The sequence below is a fragment of the Chromohalobacter canadensis genome, from assembly GCF_029544075.1.
GTDB lineage: Bacteria > Pseudomonadota > Gammaproteobacteria > Pseudomonadales > Halomonadaceae > Chromohalobacter > Chromohalobacter canadensis_A.
In genome coordinates, this window is record NZ_JAJQJH010000001.1 from 152773 (window position 1) to 167824 (window position 15052).

Annotated in this window: 16 protein-coding genes; 9 read left to right on the top strand and 7 right to left on the bottom strand. The window is 63.9% G+C overall.

Annotated features, from left to right (window positions below; translation table 11 throughout):
* Window positions 1–213 precede the first annotated feature (213 nt).
* Window positions 214–417, top strand: coding sequence for a (2Fe-2S)-binding protein (locus LUN51_RS00755; RefSeq protein WP_040243348.1), 204 nt, complete (start codon window positions 214–216; stop codon window positions 415–417).
* A gap of 314 nt (window positions 418–731) precedes the next feature.
* Window positions 732–1211 (top strand): bacterioferritin, encoded by a 480-nt coding sequence (gene bfr / locus LUN51_RS00760; protein WP_040242989.1) that lies wholly within the window; start codon window positions 732–734, stop codon window positions 1209–1211.
* Window positions 1212–1292: 81 nt separating this feature from the next.
* Here bfr and LUN51_RS00765 read toward each other — a convergent pair whose 3' ends face one another.
* From LUN51_RS00765 to LUN51_RS00785, 5 genes are all read right to left on the bottom strand, one after another.
* Window positions 1293–2387 (bottom strand): 5-(carboxyamino)imidazole ribonucleotide synthase, encoded by a 1095-nt coding sequence (locus LUN51_RS00765; protein WP_277809718.1) that lies wholly within the window; start codon window positions 2385–2387, stop codon window positions 1293–1295.
* Window positions 2388–2897 (bottom strand): 5-(carboxyamino)imidazole ribonucleotide mutase, encoded by a 510-nt coding sequence (gene purE, locus LUN51_RS00770; protein ID WP_246939954.1) that lies wholly within the window; start codon window positions 2895–2897, stop codon window positions 2388–2390.
* Window positions 2898–2999: 102 nt separating this feature from the next.
* The gene (locus LUN51_RS00775; protein ID WP_247620281.1) at window positions 3000–3230 is read right to left on the bottom strand and encodes a DUF1653 domain-containing protein; all 231 of its coding nucleotides are present in this window, start codon (window positions 3228–3230) and stop codon (window positions 3000–3002) included.
* Entirely contained in the window at window positions 3227–4051 is an 825-nt protein-coding gene (gene tcdA / locus LUN51_RS00780) for a tRNA cyclic N6-threonylcarbamoyladenosine(37) synthase TcdA (RefSeq protein ID WP_246939959.1), read from the bottom strand. The genes LUN51_RS00775 and tcdA overlap by 4 nt, the downstream gene beginning before the upstream one ends.
* 14 nt (window positions 4052–4065) lie before the next feature.
* Entirely contained in the window at window positions 4066–4851 is a 786-nt protein-coding gene (locus LUN51_RS00785) for a pseudouridine synthase (RefSeq protein WP_040242982.1), read from the bottom strand.
* A 65-nt stretch (window positions 4852–4916) separates the two neighbouring features.
* Between LUN51_RS00785 and LUN51_RS00790 the strand changes: the two genes are divergently transcribed.
* The 7 genes from LUN51_RS00790 (at window position 4917) to LUN51_RS00820 (ending at window position 12927) form a co-directional block, all read left to right on the top strand.
* Entirely contained in the window at window positions 4917–5804 is an 888-nt protein-coding gene (locus LUN51_RS00790) for an EamA family transporter (protein WP_277809719.1), read from the top strand.
* A 58-nt stretch (window positions 5805–5862) separates the two neighbouring features.
* Entirely contained in the window at window positions 5863–6591 is a 729-nt protein-coding gene (locus LUN51_RS00795) for an SIR2 family NAD-dependent protein deacylase (RefSeq protein WP_040242979.1), read from the top strand.
* Between the two features lie 100 nt (window positions 6592–6691).
* On the top strand, window positions 6692–7642 hold the full coding sequence (locus LUN51_RS00800; RefSeq protein ID WP_277809720.1) for a bile acid:sodium symporter family protein: 951 nt from the start codon (window positions 6692–6694) through the stop codon (window positions 7640–7642).
* A 55-nt stretch (window positions 7643–7697) separates the two neighbouring features.
* Window positions 7698–8444, top strand: a complete 747-nt coding sequence (locus LUN51_RS00805; protein WP_277809721.1) for a tRNA-uridine aminocarboxypropyltransferase — start codon at window positions 7698–7700, stop codon at window positions 8442–8444.
* Between the two features lie 84 nt (window positions 8445–8528).
* Window positions 8529–9425 (top strand): CHAD domain-containing protein, encoded by an 897-nt coding sequence (locus LUN51_RS00810; RefSeq protein WP_277809722.1) that lies wholly within the window; start codon window positions 8529–8531, stop codon window positions 9423–9425.
* Between the two features lie 123 nt (window positions 9426–9548).
* A complete protein-coding gene (locus LUN51_RS00815; RefSeq protein ID WP_277809723.1) occupies window positions 9549–11102 on the top strand; it encodes a BCCT family transporter in 1554 nt (517 codons plus the stop codon).
* Between the two features lie 271 nt (window positions 11103–11373).
* The gene (locus tag LUN51_RS00820; RefSeq protein WP_277809724.1) at window positions 11374–12927 is read left to right on the top strand and encodes a BCCT family transporter; all 1554 of its coding nucleotides are present in this window, start codon (window positions 11374–11376) and stop codon (window positions 12925–12927) included.
* A gap of 119 nt (window positions 12928–13046) precedes the next feature.
* On the opposite strand, the gene LUN51_RS00825 is transcribed toward LUN51_RS00820, so the two are convergent.
* Both LUN51_RS00825 and LUN51_RS00830 read right to left on the bottom strand, forming a co-directional pair.
* Window positions 13047–13907 (bottom strand): glycine betaine ABC transporter substrate-binding protein, encoded by an 861-nt coding sequence (locus LUN51_RS00825; protein ID WP_277809725.1) that lies wholly within the window; start codon window positions 13905–13907, stop codon window positions 13047–13049.
* A 122-nt stretch (window positions 13908–14029) separates the two neighbouring features.
* On the bottom strand, window positions 14030–15031 hold the full coding sequence (locus tag LUN51_RS00830) for a 2OG-Fe(II) oxygenase family protein (protein ID WP_277809726.1): 1002 nt from the start codon (window positions 15029–15031) through the stop codon (window positions 14030–14032).
* Window positions 15032–15052 lie beyond the last annotated feature (21 nt).

Below are 15052 nucleotides of genomic sequence, written 5' to 3' on the forward strand. Positions count from 1 at the left end.
GGGCGCCACGTGCTGTTGAGGTGACAAAAAAACTCCCAATCCCTTCCATCCCAACCCACCCAGCAACTCTCTTTTTAGCCCACCTTTCAGTCACTTACCGGCACGTTAGCCGAAAGTCGAGCCTCCGCCGAGCGAAAAGATAGTGATTGGGGGTTGAAAGTCTTTATGCGAATCATTTACATTCCCTATCAGAGCGATCAGCGAGGTGATGGAATGTACGTATGCATATGCCGAGGCGTGACCGACAATGCCATTCGCGAGGCCGTTGAAGACGGTGCGCGTAGTTGGAGAGAAGTGCGCGAGCGCACCGAGTGTGCGACTCAGTGTGGCCGCTGTGCCTGCACGGCCAAGGCCATCACACGTGATGCCATCACCCAGGAAATGATGCCCAGCGCGGATCTCGCCTACGCCGTCTAGCCGTTGCATCGCTTATAAACGCTTCGCTGCGTACCGATCATCGCCAAACGCCGCTATCCCATTGGGTAGCGGCGTTTTCGTGTCTGGACTGAGTCATGCTTGTCTCCGCGAGGCGTGAGCGGAGTGGCAATCGTTCTCGCCTGTTATTTCCAATCCTTCACAAATGCGGCGTTTTCGCGGCAAGATCTTGTCTTAATTCGACTTTTTCGGCGAAATAGTCGATACTCCCTGTATCCCATGGCGGTGGCGGCTGGGCCGTGTCTGGCTGGCCATCTCGCCTTAAAACCAAATGAATCTGCAAGGGAGACGTGACGATGAAAGGTGATGCCAAGGTCATTCAGTACCTCAACACCGCACTGGGCAATGAGCTGGTCGCCATCAACCAGTACTTCTTACACGCCAAGATGTACAAGGACTGGGGGCTGGCCAAGCTGGCCAAGTGGGAATACGACGAATCCATCGAAGAGATGCGCCATGCCGACGAGCTGATCGAGCGCATCCTATTCCTCGAGGGCATTCCCAACCTGCAGGATCTGGGCAAGCTGCACATCGGCGAGAACACCAAGGAAATGCTCGAGTGCGACCTCGCCATCGAGAAGACCGGATGGCAGGATCTGGTCGACGCCATCGCTTATTCCGAGGAAGTGCGCGATTACGTCAGCCGTGACCTGTTCCGCCGCATCCTCAACGACGAAGAAGAGCACATCGATACGATCGAGACTGAACTCGGCCTGATCGACAAGGTGGGTATCCAGAACTACCTGCAGCAGCAGATGAGCGCCGACGACGAGTGATCGCGTCGCTGCCATGCTGATACGAGATGCCCGCCAATCGGCGGGCATCTTGCGTTACGGCGGATGGAACGAGGCGAGGCCTTAGCCCAGGTCGTTGACCAGTAGCGCTTCGATATCGGCGGTACGTTCGGCCAGCGTGGCCTCGTCGGGGGCGAGCACCGTGATATGGCCGATCTTGCGGCCGGGGCGGGGCGCCTTGTGGTAGTCGTGCAGGTGCGCGCCGGCAACGCTGAGCACGGCGTCACGCTCGGGAAAGGCGCCGATGATGTTGAGCATGGCGCAGGGCACGAGCCGCGTGGTCTCGCCAAGCGGCAAGCCGGCGATGGCGCGCAGGTGGTTCTCGAACTGGCTGGTCGTCGCGCCTTCGATGCTCCAGTGCCCGGAATTATGTACGCGGGGGGCGATTTCGTTGGCGAGCAGCTCGCCGTCGCGGGTGACGAAGAATTCGAAAGCCATGACGCCGACGTAATCCAGCGCCTCGAGCACGCGTGTGGCGTAATCGGTGGCTTTGGCTTGCAGCGGGTGATCGGGCTGCGGCTCGGCGCGATGCAGGATGCCCTGGCGATGCTCGTTGCGCGACAGCGGCCACACCCGCACCTCGCCGTCGCGGCCACGAACGGCGATGGCCGAGACTTCGTGGTCGAAGTCGACGAAGCCTTCCATGATCAGCGGCACATCGCCTAGCTCGGCGACGCTACCGGGAACGTCCTCGGCGTTGCGCAGTACCTTCTGACCCTTGCCGTCGTACCCCAGGGTGCGCGTCTTGAGCACCGCCGGCAGGCCGATCTCGGTTACCGCGTGGTCCAGGTCGTCCTGGCTCTCGATCAGCGCGATGGGGGCAATGGCGATGTCCAGCGACTGGAACAGCGATTTCTCGGCGCCACGGTCGCGTGCCGTTTCCAGCGCCTTGGCCGGGGGAAAGGCCGGGCGCTGCTCGGCGAGCTGGGCCAGGGCCATCGTCGAGACGTTCTCGAATTCGAAGGTGAGGACGTCACTAGCCTCGATCAGCGCCTGGTGCGCTTCCTCGTCGTCCCACTCGGCGCAGAGATGGACGCCATGGATGGCGGCGCAGGCTTGGGTCGACGGATCGAGAAAGGTGAAGCGCATGTCCAGCGGTGCGCCCGCTTGCGCCAGCATCCGACCCAGTTGGCCGCCGCCCACGATACCGATATTCATTCATTCCTCCTGCGTGTCGTCGGTGGGACGCGGGTCAGGCGCGTCGAGCACCTTTTGTGTCTGTGCGTCGCGATAGGTTTCCAGCGCCTGACGAATATCCGGATACTTGTTGCCCAGCATGGCGGCGGCGAGCAGGGCGGCGTTGATGGCGCCGGCCCGGCCGATGGCCAAGGTGCCGGTGGGAATTCCCGCCGGCATCTGGACGATGGAGAGTAGCGAGTCGACGCCGCTGAGCATGCTCGATTGCACGGGCACGCCGAGCACCGGCAAGGGCGTCTTGGCAGCGGCCATGCCGGGTAGATGCGCGGCACCGCCGGCCCCGGCGATGATGACTTCCAGGCCGCGGTCGGCGGCGCCGGCAGCGTAGTCGAACAGCAAATCCGGCGTACGGTGGGCCGAGACGACCTTGACCTCGTGCTCGATACCCAGTGCCTCGAGCGTGTCGACGGTGTGACACAGGGTCGCCCAGTCGGACTTCGAGCCCATGATGACACCAACCAGTGCGCTCATGCGTTCTCTCCTTCGGATGTGTGGCAACGTCATGGCGTCGCGCGAAACGAGAAGCGCGGCATTATAGCATTGCAGGCTGCGTGGAGCAGCGGCATACGTCGCTCAGCGGAAGGCGGCTTCGAGTTCGAAGCGCGGCACCGGTTCGCCGGCGACTTCGACGGTCTCGCAGAACATCGTCAGGGGGCGCACCCAGAGGCCGTAGTCGCCGTATAGCGCGCGATAGACCACCAGCGGCTCTTCGGTTTCGCTGTGATGTGCGACGCCCAGCACTTCATAGCTGGCGCCCTTGTAATGACGATAGATGCCGGGGATCGGGCGTGTCTCATGGCTCATGAGGGTATCTCCGTAACGTGGGAATCGGCCGGTTCGCGCTCGGCTTTGGCGGCGAGCCGTGCGAGCGTGCGCGAGGCGGCCACGAAGCCGAAGCTCCCGGTGACGAAGGTGGCCGCACCGACGCCGGAAGCGCAGTCGAGACGCGTGGACTCGCCATTGCCGGGTTTTTGCTGACAGACCTCGCCATCGGCGTTGGGGTAGACGAGCTGCTCGTCAGAGTAGACGCATTCGACGCTGAAGCGTCGCTTGGGATTGCGCGAGAAGCCGAAATCCCGCCGCAGACGCGCGCGCACCTTGGCCAGCAGCGGGTCGTGCTCGGTGCGCGTCAGGTCGGCGACGCGGATCCGCGTGGGGTCGGTCTGGCCGCCCGCCGCGCCGGTGACGGTCAGGCCGATCTTGCGGCGCTTGCACCAGGCGATCAACGCGCTCTTGGCGACAACGCTGTCGATGGCGTCGATGACGTGATCGGCGTCCTCGGGCAGGCGCTCGGCGAGGTTGGTCGGCGTCACGAAGGCGGTGTCCGCATGCACGGTGATCCCGGGCTGAATGGCACGGCAACGCTCGGCCAGCACCTCGACCTTGGGCCGGCCGATGGTGCCGTCCAGCGCGTGCAACTGGCGGTTGACGTTGGATACGCAGACATCGTCGAGATCGATCAATGTCAGGGTGCCGATGCCGGCGCGGGCCAGGGCCTCCACGGCCCAACTGCCGACGCCACCCACGCCGATGACCACCACGTGCGCACGGCGGAAGAACGCGGCGGCTTTAGCGCCGTACAGTCGGCGGATGCCGCCGAAGCGGAAATCATAATCGTCGTGCATGTGATCTTTCCTCGTTACCGGTCGTGGCCGGTGGGCCATAGCGAAACAGGGCGCGTCGCGTGCCAGTCGACGCGTGTCGCCGGGGCGTGGCCCTGCCAACCGAAGCGCGCGAATAGTGTGTGCATGTCGTCGGCCAGGGGTGCATCGAGCTGCAACGTGCGCGCTTGCTCGGGGTGCCAGATCGTCATGCCCACGGCCGCCAGCAACAGGCGCGGGCTTTCCAGATGATCGCGGAAGAAGCGGTTGTGGGCGCCCTTGCCGTGTTTGGCGTCACCGATGATCGGGTAGCCACGCCGCGAAAGGTGGCGGCGAATCTGATGCCGTCGGCCGGTCCAGGGCTGTGCTTCCATCAAGGAATAGCGCACCTGGGGGTAACGGTCGATGCGTACCGGCAGTTCGACGCTGTCCAGGCGACGCACGGCGGTCCAGGCGGCAAGCTCGGGCATTTCCGACTTGGGGCGTTTGCCGTCTTCCTCGCGCAGGCCGTAATCGAGCACGTCTTGCTCCGGGCCGACGCCACGGACCACCGCCAAGTAACGCTTATGGACGCGATGCGCGGTGAATTCCTCGCCCAGCGCCTTGGCCATCTCCGGGTCGAGGGCGAAGAGCAAAAGCCCCGAGGTTGGCCGGTCGAGCCGGTGCACCGGATAGACGTGGCGCCCTAGCTGATTGCGCAGGGTTTGCAGGGCGAATACCTGCGCATCGGCGGCGATCGCACTGCGGTGGACGAGCATGCCCGAGGGCTTATGCACGGCAACCATGCGCTCGTCCTGATAAAGTATGGGCAATTCCGACGTCATGAAGGGGCCTTCGGCTCGCTCGAAGGGCGCCTATTGTCGATCTTGCCACCAAGGATGTACAGCCGATGATGCTAGGGGTCGTCACGGGCCTATTGGGTGCTCTGTGTCAGGCGATTTATTATTTCGTAGCCGCCTATGTGGGCAGCCGTTACACGCTATCCACGCGCGCCATGCTGGTGTTTTCCCATCTATTGATGGGCGGCGTCTCGTTGCTGGGAGTGGCGCTGCTGCTGCCGGGCAGCGGTGCGCGCCTGGAGGCGGTATGGTTGCCGCTGTTGGCGATGAACGTGTGCTACCTCGGAGGCCAGGCGGCGCTGTTTCGTGCGCTGCGGCGCGACGTGGCATCGCGCGTCTCGCCGCTGCTGGGCCTCAAGGTCGTGCTGCTGGCCGGCGTGACGGCGCTGGCGGCAGAGCAGGCGTTGAGCGTTCTGCAGTGGGCGGCGGTGATCCTATGTGGCGGCGCGGCGCTGGCCATGAGCCTGGCGGGCGGACGGCTCAAGCCCTCGGCGGCGGGCTGGATTCTGGTCGCGGTGGCCGGTTATTCGGGCTGCGATCTGGGCGTGGTCGCGCTGACCCGCGGCATCGAGGTGCCGGGCTTGCACGGGGCGTTGCTGTCGGTGTTCCTGGCTTATAGCGTGGCCGGCCTGCTGGTGGCCCCGGTGGGCATCGGGCTCTCCAAACGCCAGTGGCGTAAAGCCTTCAAGACATGGCCGGTGGCGTCTGCGTGGCTGGTATCGATGCTGCTGATGTTCATCGCCTTCAGTATTCTGGGCGCGGTCCACGGCAATATCATCCAGTCGTCGCGGGGCATCCTGTCGATCGCCCTGGCGTTGCTGGCCACGCGGTTGGGCGTGGGCCTGGCCGATCCGCTCAAGCGCGGGCGCGTGTTCTATCAGCGTCTGGCGTGCGCGGTGGTGATGGCGGGCGCCATCGTGTTATTTCAGTTGGGTTGAATCACATTCATTTCCTTGAACAACATTCACTTCTTGAACCACATATCGCGAGGTAGGCATGAGCGAGCATCAGGCACCGCATCTCGTCGTCCTCACCGGGGCGGGTATCAGCGCCGAGAGCGGCCTGAAGACGTTCCGCGACGGCGACGGTCTGTGGGAGAACCATCGCGTGGAGGATGTCGCCACGCCCGAGGCCTTCGACCGCGATCCTGAAAGCGTGCTGCGCTTCTACGACGAGCGCCGCGAGCAGACGCGTCAGGCATCGCCCAACGCCGCGCATCACGCGTTGGCCGAACTCGAACGAGCGGGGTTCCGCGTCAGCGTCATCACCCAGAACATCGACGACTTGCACGAGCGGGCTGGATCGCGCGATGTACTGCATCTGCATGGCGAGATTCTCATGGCGCGCTCGAGTGCCGACCCTAGCTTGCGCTACCCGGTGGGGCGGCAGGGCATTCGGATGGGTGAGTTATGCGACAAGGGCAGCCAACTACGTCCGGACGTGGTGTGGTTCGGCGAGCCGGTGCCGCGTTACGCCCAGGCCTGCGACGTTGTCGCCGAAGCGGATTTCGTGCTGGTGGTGGGCACATCGCTGGCGGTGATGCCGGCGGCGATGCTGCTCGATCAAGCGCCGATGGAGGCACCATGCTTGCTCGTCGACCCTCAGGCAGAGGCTCTAGCGCCGCGTGGCGTGCGCGCCATTTCGCAACCTGCGAGCCAGGGCGTGCCGCCGCTGATCGAGCATTGGCGTCACGCGGGCGCGCTGTGGATGCCGGACTGGGCCTGACGCCGAGGCGCTTCGCCTGCGCCACGTTTTACGGCACACTATTGCCTCTCTTCGATACAACAAGGTGCATAAAGCACCGACGAAACACGCTAGGACACTCATGCCAATCTTCGAACGTATCAATCGTCTGTTTCCCGTCTGGGCCATCTTGTTGGCGGTCATCGCCGCCCTGGTGCCGGAGCTTTTTACCGGCTTGGCCGGCTATATCAAGGCGCTATTGGTGATCATCATGTTCGCCATGGGGCTGACGCTCACCAAGGGCGATTTCGCACGCGTGGTGAAGTCGCCCAAGCCCATCGCCGTGGGCGTCATCCTGCAGTTTCTGGTCATGCCGCTGGCGGCACTGCTGGTCTCTCGGGTGCTGGGCCTTTCGCCCGAATTGACCATCGGCATGGTGCTGGTGGGTGCCACGGCGGGCGGAACCTCTTCCAATGTGATGACCTGGTTGGCTGGCGGCCATGTGGCGCTGTCGGTGTCGATGACCATGGTCTCGACGCTGATCTCGGTGGTCGCCACGCCGCTGATCACCTTGCTGCTGCTGGGCCAGAGCATCGACGTGCCGGTACTCGGCATGCTGCTGAGCATTGCTCAGTTGGTGGTCGCGCCCATCGTGCTGGGCGTGGTGATTCATCACCTGCTGGGGACGCATATTCAACGTGTGGAACCGGCCCTGGCCACACTAGCCATGGCGTCCATCGTCTTGATCATCGCCATCGTGGTGGCGCTCAATGCCGGACGCTTGAGCACGCTGGGGCCCATCGTGGCGCTGGCGGTCATCGCGCATAACGGCATCGGCCTCGCGGCGGGGTACGGTCTGGCGCGGGCGCTGCGTTTCGACACACGCACCGCGCGGACCATTGCCTTCGAGGTCGGCCTGCAAAATTCCGGGCTGGCGGTGACCCTGGCGAATCAATTCTTTACTGCGACCTCGGCCTTGCCCGGCGCCTTGTTCTCGGTGTGGCACAACGTGTCCGGTTCGCTGTTGGCGGGATACTGGAAGCGTCGGCATGTGTCGAACGCGCCGCCTGCGGCTTCGACGTCGCGTGGATGAAAGCCCGGCCGGGCATGCTAGAATGCCCGGCCTTTTCGACCCAGCCTGATGTCTCATGCATGAATCCCACGATGCGCCGGCCGATTCAGCCACGGCGGTCTCCGGTTATGACCCCGATGCGCCGCGCAAGCCGTTCAATGCGCGCGGTAGCTTCGTCTCGCGTTGCCCGGAGTGCCGGCTGCCCAAGCTAAACTGCTTGTGCCCGTACCGCGTGGCAGCCGAGAGCCGTGTACGCTTCTGGCTTTTGACGCATCCCATCGAGCACTACAAACCGACCAATACCGGTCGTTTGATTAGCCATATCCTGCCCGAGACCGAGGTGTTCACCTGGTACCGCACCGAGCCCGACCCGCGGCTTCTGGCGCTGCTCGAGGACGACCGCTTTGCGCCGTTCGTCGTCTTTCCCGACGACCAGGCGGATTACGCCGAGCGCGTGGTGGGCCCCGAGGCCGTCGATTCAGCACTGGCCGACTCGCGCACACCGGTGTTCATCCTGCTCGACGGCACATGGCGCCAGGCGCGACGGATCTTCCGGCGTAGCGAGTACCTGGCCTCGCTCCCGGTGCTACCGCTCAAGACATCACGCCTGACGCGCTACCGGCTGCGCAAGGCCGCCTCCAGCGAGCATCTATGCACCGCCGAAGTCGCCGCCGAACTGTTGCGCATCAGCGGCGACATTGAGGCCTCGGCGATCCTCGACGACTACTTCGAGGTGTTCAACGAAAACTACGCCTCCAGTCGGCGTGACCGTCCCGTCGAGGCGCCTTCCGGCGCGATGCGGCGTTTGCTCGAGCGGCGTTAGTCGGCACCATTGAATGACGTCACGTGGTCGGTTTCGCTTGGCGGCGTCTAGACTGGGGATATCGTCCCGATTCAGGAGAGCGACGTGTCCTATCGCGTGTCCATGCAGGAGCCGACCGAGGCGAGCGTTCAGCGTATCGCCATCGAACAGATCGAACACGCCCAGGCGGCGCTACGCGACCGCGAGGCGGACCCGGTCACCGCCATTCATGCGCTGCGCCAGCGCTGCAAGAAGCTGCGGGCGCTGTTGCGTCTGGTACGTCCGGCGTTGGGCGAAAAGCGCTATCGCCGGGAGAATTGTCGCTTTCGGGACCTGGCGCGTCGCGTGGCCGGCAATCGCGACGATCAGGTGCTCGTCGAGACGTTCGAGCGCTTGATGAGCCTGCACGAGATGAAACTCGACCGTCGTCGTTACACGGCGATTCGCCGCAAGCTGGTGGTGCGCCGTGACGCTACGCTTGCGGGTGACGATACCCCGGACTGGGAGGGGTTGGCTTCGGCGTTGTCCGAGGCGCGCGAGGCAGTCGCCGACTGGACGCTTGCGTCGCAGGGCTACGCCGCCGTGTCGGGCGGCTGGGCGGCCAGCTATGTCCAGGCCCGCGATGCGTTGGGCGAGGCACGGCGCCTGCCATCCACCGCCACGCTGCACGAATGGCGCAAGCGCGTGAAGTATCACCGTCATCAATGCGAGTTGCTGCGACCGCTGTGGCCGGCTGCGTTCAAGATGCGCGCGCAACAGGCACACCAGCTTTCCGACCTGCTAGGGGAGGACCACGACCTCGCGATGCTCGCCATCGCTCTCGACGCCGAGGACATGCAGCGCGTCGACTCCGCGCGACGCGAGGCCCTGCATGAGCTCGTCGAACGCCGGCGGGAGGCCCTGCAGGGGAAGGCCGAGGCGCTCGGGCGTCGGCTGTTCGCGGAATCGCCTAAGGCATTGAACAAGCGCGTCGCACGCTACTGGAAGATTGCGCGCGCTTGAGTGGCGCGGCATGGCGAGGCCTCGAAGGGTGGTCGATGCCCAGACATTGAGTATCGCGATTTGCCGTCCACGACCAAGGTCGGTAGGGTGCGCCCCTCACTCGATGACCGGAACCAAGACCAGATGACTCAAGACAACACGAGTGCCACGCGCTCGGGAATTCGCTACGGCGACCCGACGGTGCTGGGGCTGACAATTGGCTTTATCGTGTTATTCGTGGCGCTTTCGCTGACTGATCCCGAGGGCATGACAGCGGTGATCGGCGCCGGGTTTGCCTGGACGGCGAAGACGTTGGGCGCCTATTTCCAGCTCTTGCTGCTGTTGACCTTCCTGATCGCCGTGGGCGTCGCCGCCTCGCCTGCGGGCCGCGCACGCATCGGCAATCGAGAACGTCCGGACATGGGCACCTTCAAGTGGGTGTCGATCATCCTGTGTACGCTGTTGGCTGGCGGTGGCGTCTTCTTTGCCGCCGGTGAGCCGGTCTATCATTTCGTGGTCACGCCGCCGGCGTTTTCCAGCGAGCCGGGTACGGCGGCGGCGGTGCCCAATGCGTTGGCGCAGTCCTTCATGCATTGGGGCTTTCTGGCCTGGGCGGTGCTCGGCACCCTGGCGGCCATCGTGCTGTCGCATCATCACTATGATCGTGGCCTGCCGCTGCAGCCGCGCACCCTGCTGGCGCCGCTGTTGGGCGAGGAGCGCATGCGCGGCGTATTCGGCGGCGTGGTGGATGCGGTCTGCGTCATCGCTGTGGTCGCCGGCACCGTGGGCCCCATCGGCTTTTTGGCCACGCAGATGAGCTTCGGCCTGCATACGCTGTTCGGCGTGGTTGAAGGCTATGGCACCCAGTTGATGATCCTCATCGTGCTGGGCGGGGTCTACGTGACGTCGGCAATCACCGGCATCGATCGTGGCATCCAGATCCTGAGCCGTTTCAACGTCATGCTGGCATTGGGTATCGGCGCCGCGATCCTGCTCTTCGGGCCGACGCAGTTCCTGTTCGATAGCTGGTTCCAGGGTTTCGGCACCTATGTGGGGTCGTTCTTCGAGATGGCCACCATGACCCCGCAGACCGCGCCGGATTGGTGGATGAAGTGGTGGACGGTGTTCTTCTTCGCCTGGTTCATCGGCTATGCGCCGCTGATGGCGATCTTCGTGGCGCGTATCTCGCGGGGGCGTACCATCCGTCAAATGGTCGTCGCCGTGGCCGTGCTCGCCCCCGTGGCCACCTCGGTGTGGTTCACGCTGTTGGGCGGTTCGGGGATCTTCTACCAGATGAGCGGCGCCATCGATCTGAGCGAAGCGCTCAACAACTTCCAGTTCGATGTCGCTACGTTGACGGTGGCCCAGGCGCTACCGGGCGGTAAGTTGATGGCGCTGGCGGTGCTGGTGCTGACCACGATCTTCGTGGCGACCACCGGCGACTCCATGAGCTACGCGATTTCCGTGGTCAATGCCGGTCATGACGATCCCCAGCCGGCACTGCGTGCGTTCTGGGGCGTGGCGATGGCGCTGATGGCGGCGATTCTGCTGTACATGGGCGCGGGCCAGATCAGCGTGCTGCAGCAGTTCATCGTGATCACCGCGATCCCCGTGTCGCTGGTGCTGCTGCCCTCGCTGTGGCTAGGGCCGCGCGCCGCGCAAGCGATGGCCAAGCGTCAGGGGATCGTCGCCTCGTAATCGACGGTCGATACCTTGCATGTCTTGCGTGTAAAGCGCCCCGGCATATCGCATGCCGGGGCGCTTTTCGTTGGGCGCGAGGGGCACTCGCTGGCCCCGGCCATTCGTTGATCACCTGAGTGGGCGGCGAGAACGATGTGAATGATACATGATCGGCGACTTTGTCTTCTTTTGCGGCGCCAGACGCGCCCGATGTTGAAATTTCGATTTGCCGTGTTCGACGAAGGTCGGTAGTGTGCGCGCCTCACGCGACTATCGGAACTGGACATTGATGACTCAACACGATGCGAGCGCCACGCGCTCGGGCACGCATTTTGGCGACCCGACGGTGATGGGGCTGACGATCGGCTTCATCATCCTGTTTGTGGTGTTTTCGTTGATCGACGCCAACGCGATGACCGCGGCGATCGGCGTGGGCTTCGCCTGGACGGCGAAGAATCTGGGGGCCTATTTCCAACTGCTGCTGTTGCTGACCTTCTTTATCGCCGTGGGCGTGGCGGTATCGCCTGCGGGCCGCGCGCGCATCGGCAATCGGCAACGCCCGGACATGGGCACCTTCAAGTGGGTGTCGATCATCCTGTGCACGCTGCTGGGCGGAGGCGGTGTATTCTTTGCCGCTGGCGAACCTATCTACCATTTCGTGGTCACGCCGCCGGCATTTTCCAGTGAACCGGGGACAGCGGCAGCGGTGCCCAATGCGCTGGCACAGTCCTTCATGCACTGGGGGTTTCATGCCTGGGCGGTATTAGGCACGTTGGCGGCTATCGTGTTGTCGCATCATCACTATGATCGCGGTTTGCCGCTACAGCCGCGCACGCTGTTGGCACCGTTATTGGGTGAGGCGCGTATGCGCGGCGTCTTAGGTGGCGTGGTGGATGCCGTCTGCGTCATCGCCGTGGTCGCCGGCACGGTGGGTCCCATCGGCTTTTTGGCGACGCAGATGAACTTCGGCCTGCATGCGCTGTTCGGCGTGGCTGAGGGCTATGGCACCCAGTTGATGATCCTCGTCGTGCTGGGTGGGGTCTACGTAAGTTCGGCGATCACCGGCATCGATCGTGGCATCCAGTTTTTGAGCCGCTGCAATGTCATGCTGGCATTGGGTATCGGCGCCGCGATCCTGCTCTTCGGGCCGACGCAGTTCCTGTTCGATAGCTGGTTTCAGGGCTTCGGCACCTATCTGGGGTCGTTCTTTGAGATGGCCACCATGACCTCGCAGACCGCGCCGGATTGGTGGATGAAGTGGTGGACGGTGTTCTTCTTTGCCTGGTTCATCGGCTACGCGCCACTGATGGCGATCTTCATAGCGCGTATCTCGCGGGGGCGTACCATTCGTCAGCTGGTCGTCGCCGTGGCCGTGCTCGCCCCCGTGGCCACCTCGGTGTGGTTCACGCTGTTGGGCGGCTCGGGGATTTTCTACCAGATGAGCGGTGCCATCGATCTGAGCGAAGCGCTCAAAAACTTCCAGTTCGATGTTGCCACGCTGGCGGTGGCCCAAGCGCTGCCGGGCGGCAGCCTAATGGCACTGGCGATTCTGATGCTGACCACGATCTTCGTGGCGACTACCGGCGACTCCATGAGTTATGCGGTTTCCGTGGTCAACGCCGGCCATGATGACCCCCAGCCGGCGCTGCGCGCGTTCTGGGGCGTGGCGATGGCGTTGATGGCGGCGATTCTGCTGTACATGGGCGAGGGGCAGATCAGCGTATTGCAGCAATTCATCGTGATTACTGCGTTCCCCGTGTCGCTGGTGCTGCTGCCCACGCTGTGGCTAGGGCCGCGCGCCGCGCAAGCGATGGCCAAGCGTCAGGGGATCGTCGCCTCGTAACCGACGTTCGATGCCTGCATGTAAAAGCGCCCCGGCATATCGCATGCCGGGGCGCTTGTCGTTGCGGGCGAGGCCCTGTGTGGACCAGGCCTCGTGTGGATCACGCTGTGACTAGCAGATCATTCGCCGGCGGTGAGCCACTTGTCGACGAGGTCCTGGTTGTCTTCGATCCAGGTCTCGGCCCCTTCCACCGGGTCGCCGGCCTCTTCGATCTCGGCCATCAGGCCGCCCAGGCTGTCATCGTCCATGTGCCAGGCGTTGAGCACCTCGGTGAGCCAGGGATCGTCCTCGGTGAAGCCCGGGCGCGAGAACCAGTAGATGGTTTCGTTGTCGCCGTAGACGTTCTTGGGGTCCTCGAGGTACTTGAGGTCGTACTCGGCAAAGGCCCAGTGCGGGCTCCACAGCGTCACGACGATCGGCTCTTCCTGCTGGTAGGCCGCATCCAGCGCGGCCATCATCGCCGGCCCGGAGCTGTTGACTTGCTTGAGGGGAAGTTCGTACTCGTCGATGGCCTCGTCGGTCAGACCGGCGATCGCCGAGCCGGAGTCGATGCCCAGAATGCTGGGGCTGCCCTGGTATCCGTAGTCCTCGGCTTGCGCCTTGAGTTCTGGAATGGTGTCGATGTCGGCATAGCTCGGCACCACCAAGCCTAGTCCGGTGCCTTCGTACCAGGCGCCGTTGATTTCGAGCTGGTCCTTGTACGGCTCGAGATAGCGCGCATCGGTGTTGGGGAGCCAGATTTCGAGCGAGATGTCGAAGTCGCTGTTGGCAAGGCCGCTATAGAGGGCGTTCTTGCTGACATCGGAGAGTTCGACATCGTAGTCATACCGGTTCTCGAGGATGAGCTTCCACATGTTGGCGACCGCGACGTTCTCGGCCCAGTTGTTAGTACCGATTACCAGCGTCTTGTCCTCGGCTTGTGCGGTCGTGGCGGCCGTGAAGATTGCCGCGGCTGCCAGGGGGTACAAAACCTTTTTCATAACGTTATCCCTCGGTTTTTTGTGTAAATCGAAAATTCCATATTATATCTATTCGGCGCATCGCGCCTATCGATAGCTGCGGGTGCTTACCCAGAGCCATCCGGGGAGCGGGCAAGGCCAGTTCAGGTGTCAGCGGCGGGCGCGCGTTCCAGACCCTGAAATTCGACGAAGGCCTGCATGCGCTGCCATAGCCGGTCGCCGTAGACATAGCCGCCGTCGCCGGCCGTGTCGGGCGCCTCGATATGGGCATCCACTGCGGGTTCGAAGAAGAACGGGATCGAGTGCCGCGAGCGGGTGCCGCCGACGATGCGGTGTTCCGTGGCCTGGATCCGCCCGCCGGACCAGTCCGACAGCAGGCGGCCGAAGTTGACCACTAGGGCATGCTCACGGGGCGGTACTTCTTCCCAGTCGCCGCTTGGCGTGCACACTTGCAGGCCGCCGACCTGGTCCTGCCAAAGCAGCGTGATGAAGCCGTTGTCGCAATGCGGCACGCCGACCAGCCAGCGCCGCGCATTGCCGCTGCCGTCGACGGCCGGCATCGCGGCCAGCGTCTCGGCTGGACGCTCGGGATAATGGATCAGGCGCAGCGTCGAGTTGCCGCGGGCGAAGGGCCGCGTGAGTGTCTCGCGCGACATACCCAGCCCCTCGGCCAGCGCCCCGGCGATCACGCCGCCGAGCGATTCCATGGCTTCATAGTAGGTGGCGACGTCCGCCGACCAACCCGATAGTTCGGATTCCGCCGGCTGTGGCGTGGGTTCGCGCAGCGGGTCGCCGCTCTGGGTATCCGCTCGCTCGGGGTGAGCAACGTCCGGGCCGAGGTCGATGCCTTCCTTCCAGGTCGGGTCCTGATTCTGGGGCGGAAAATAGCCGCGATAGACATTGCGGTTGGCCGGTTCGAACTTGTGCCGCGCCAGGCGTCGTTTGGCGGCCGTGTCGAGCTCGAAAAAGCGCAGCAGCCGCGCATGGATATCGTCGGGCAGATCCAGTTGTCCCGGCGCGATGCCCACGGTCATGAAGCCGGAGCCGCACGCGGCATCGACGATGGCTTGGCGCGTCTCGTCGCGCGCTGGGTCGTCGGCGAGTAGCGGCGTCAGGTCGATATGCGGAATCAGCGTCTGGCTCATGGGGCTCCTCGGGTGGCGGAT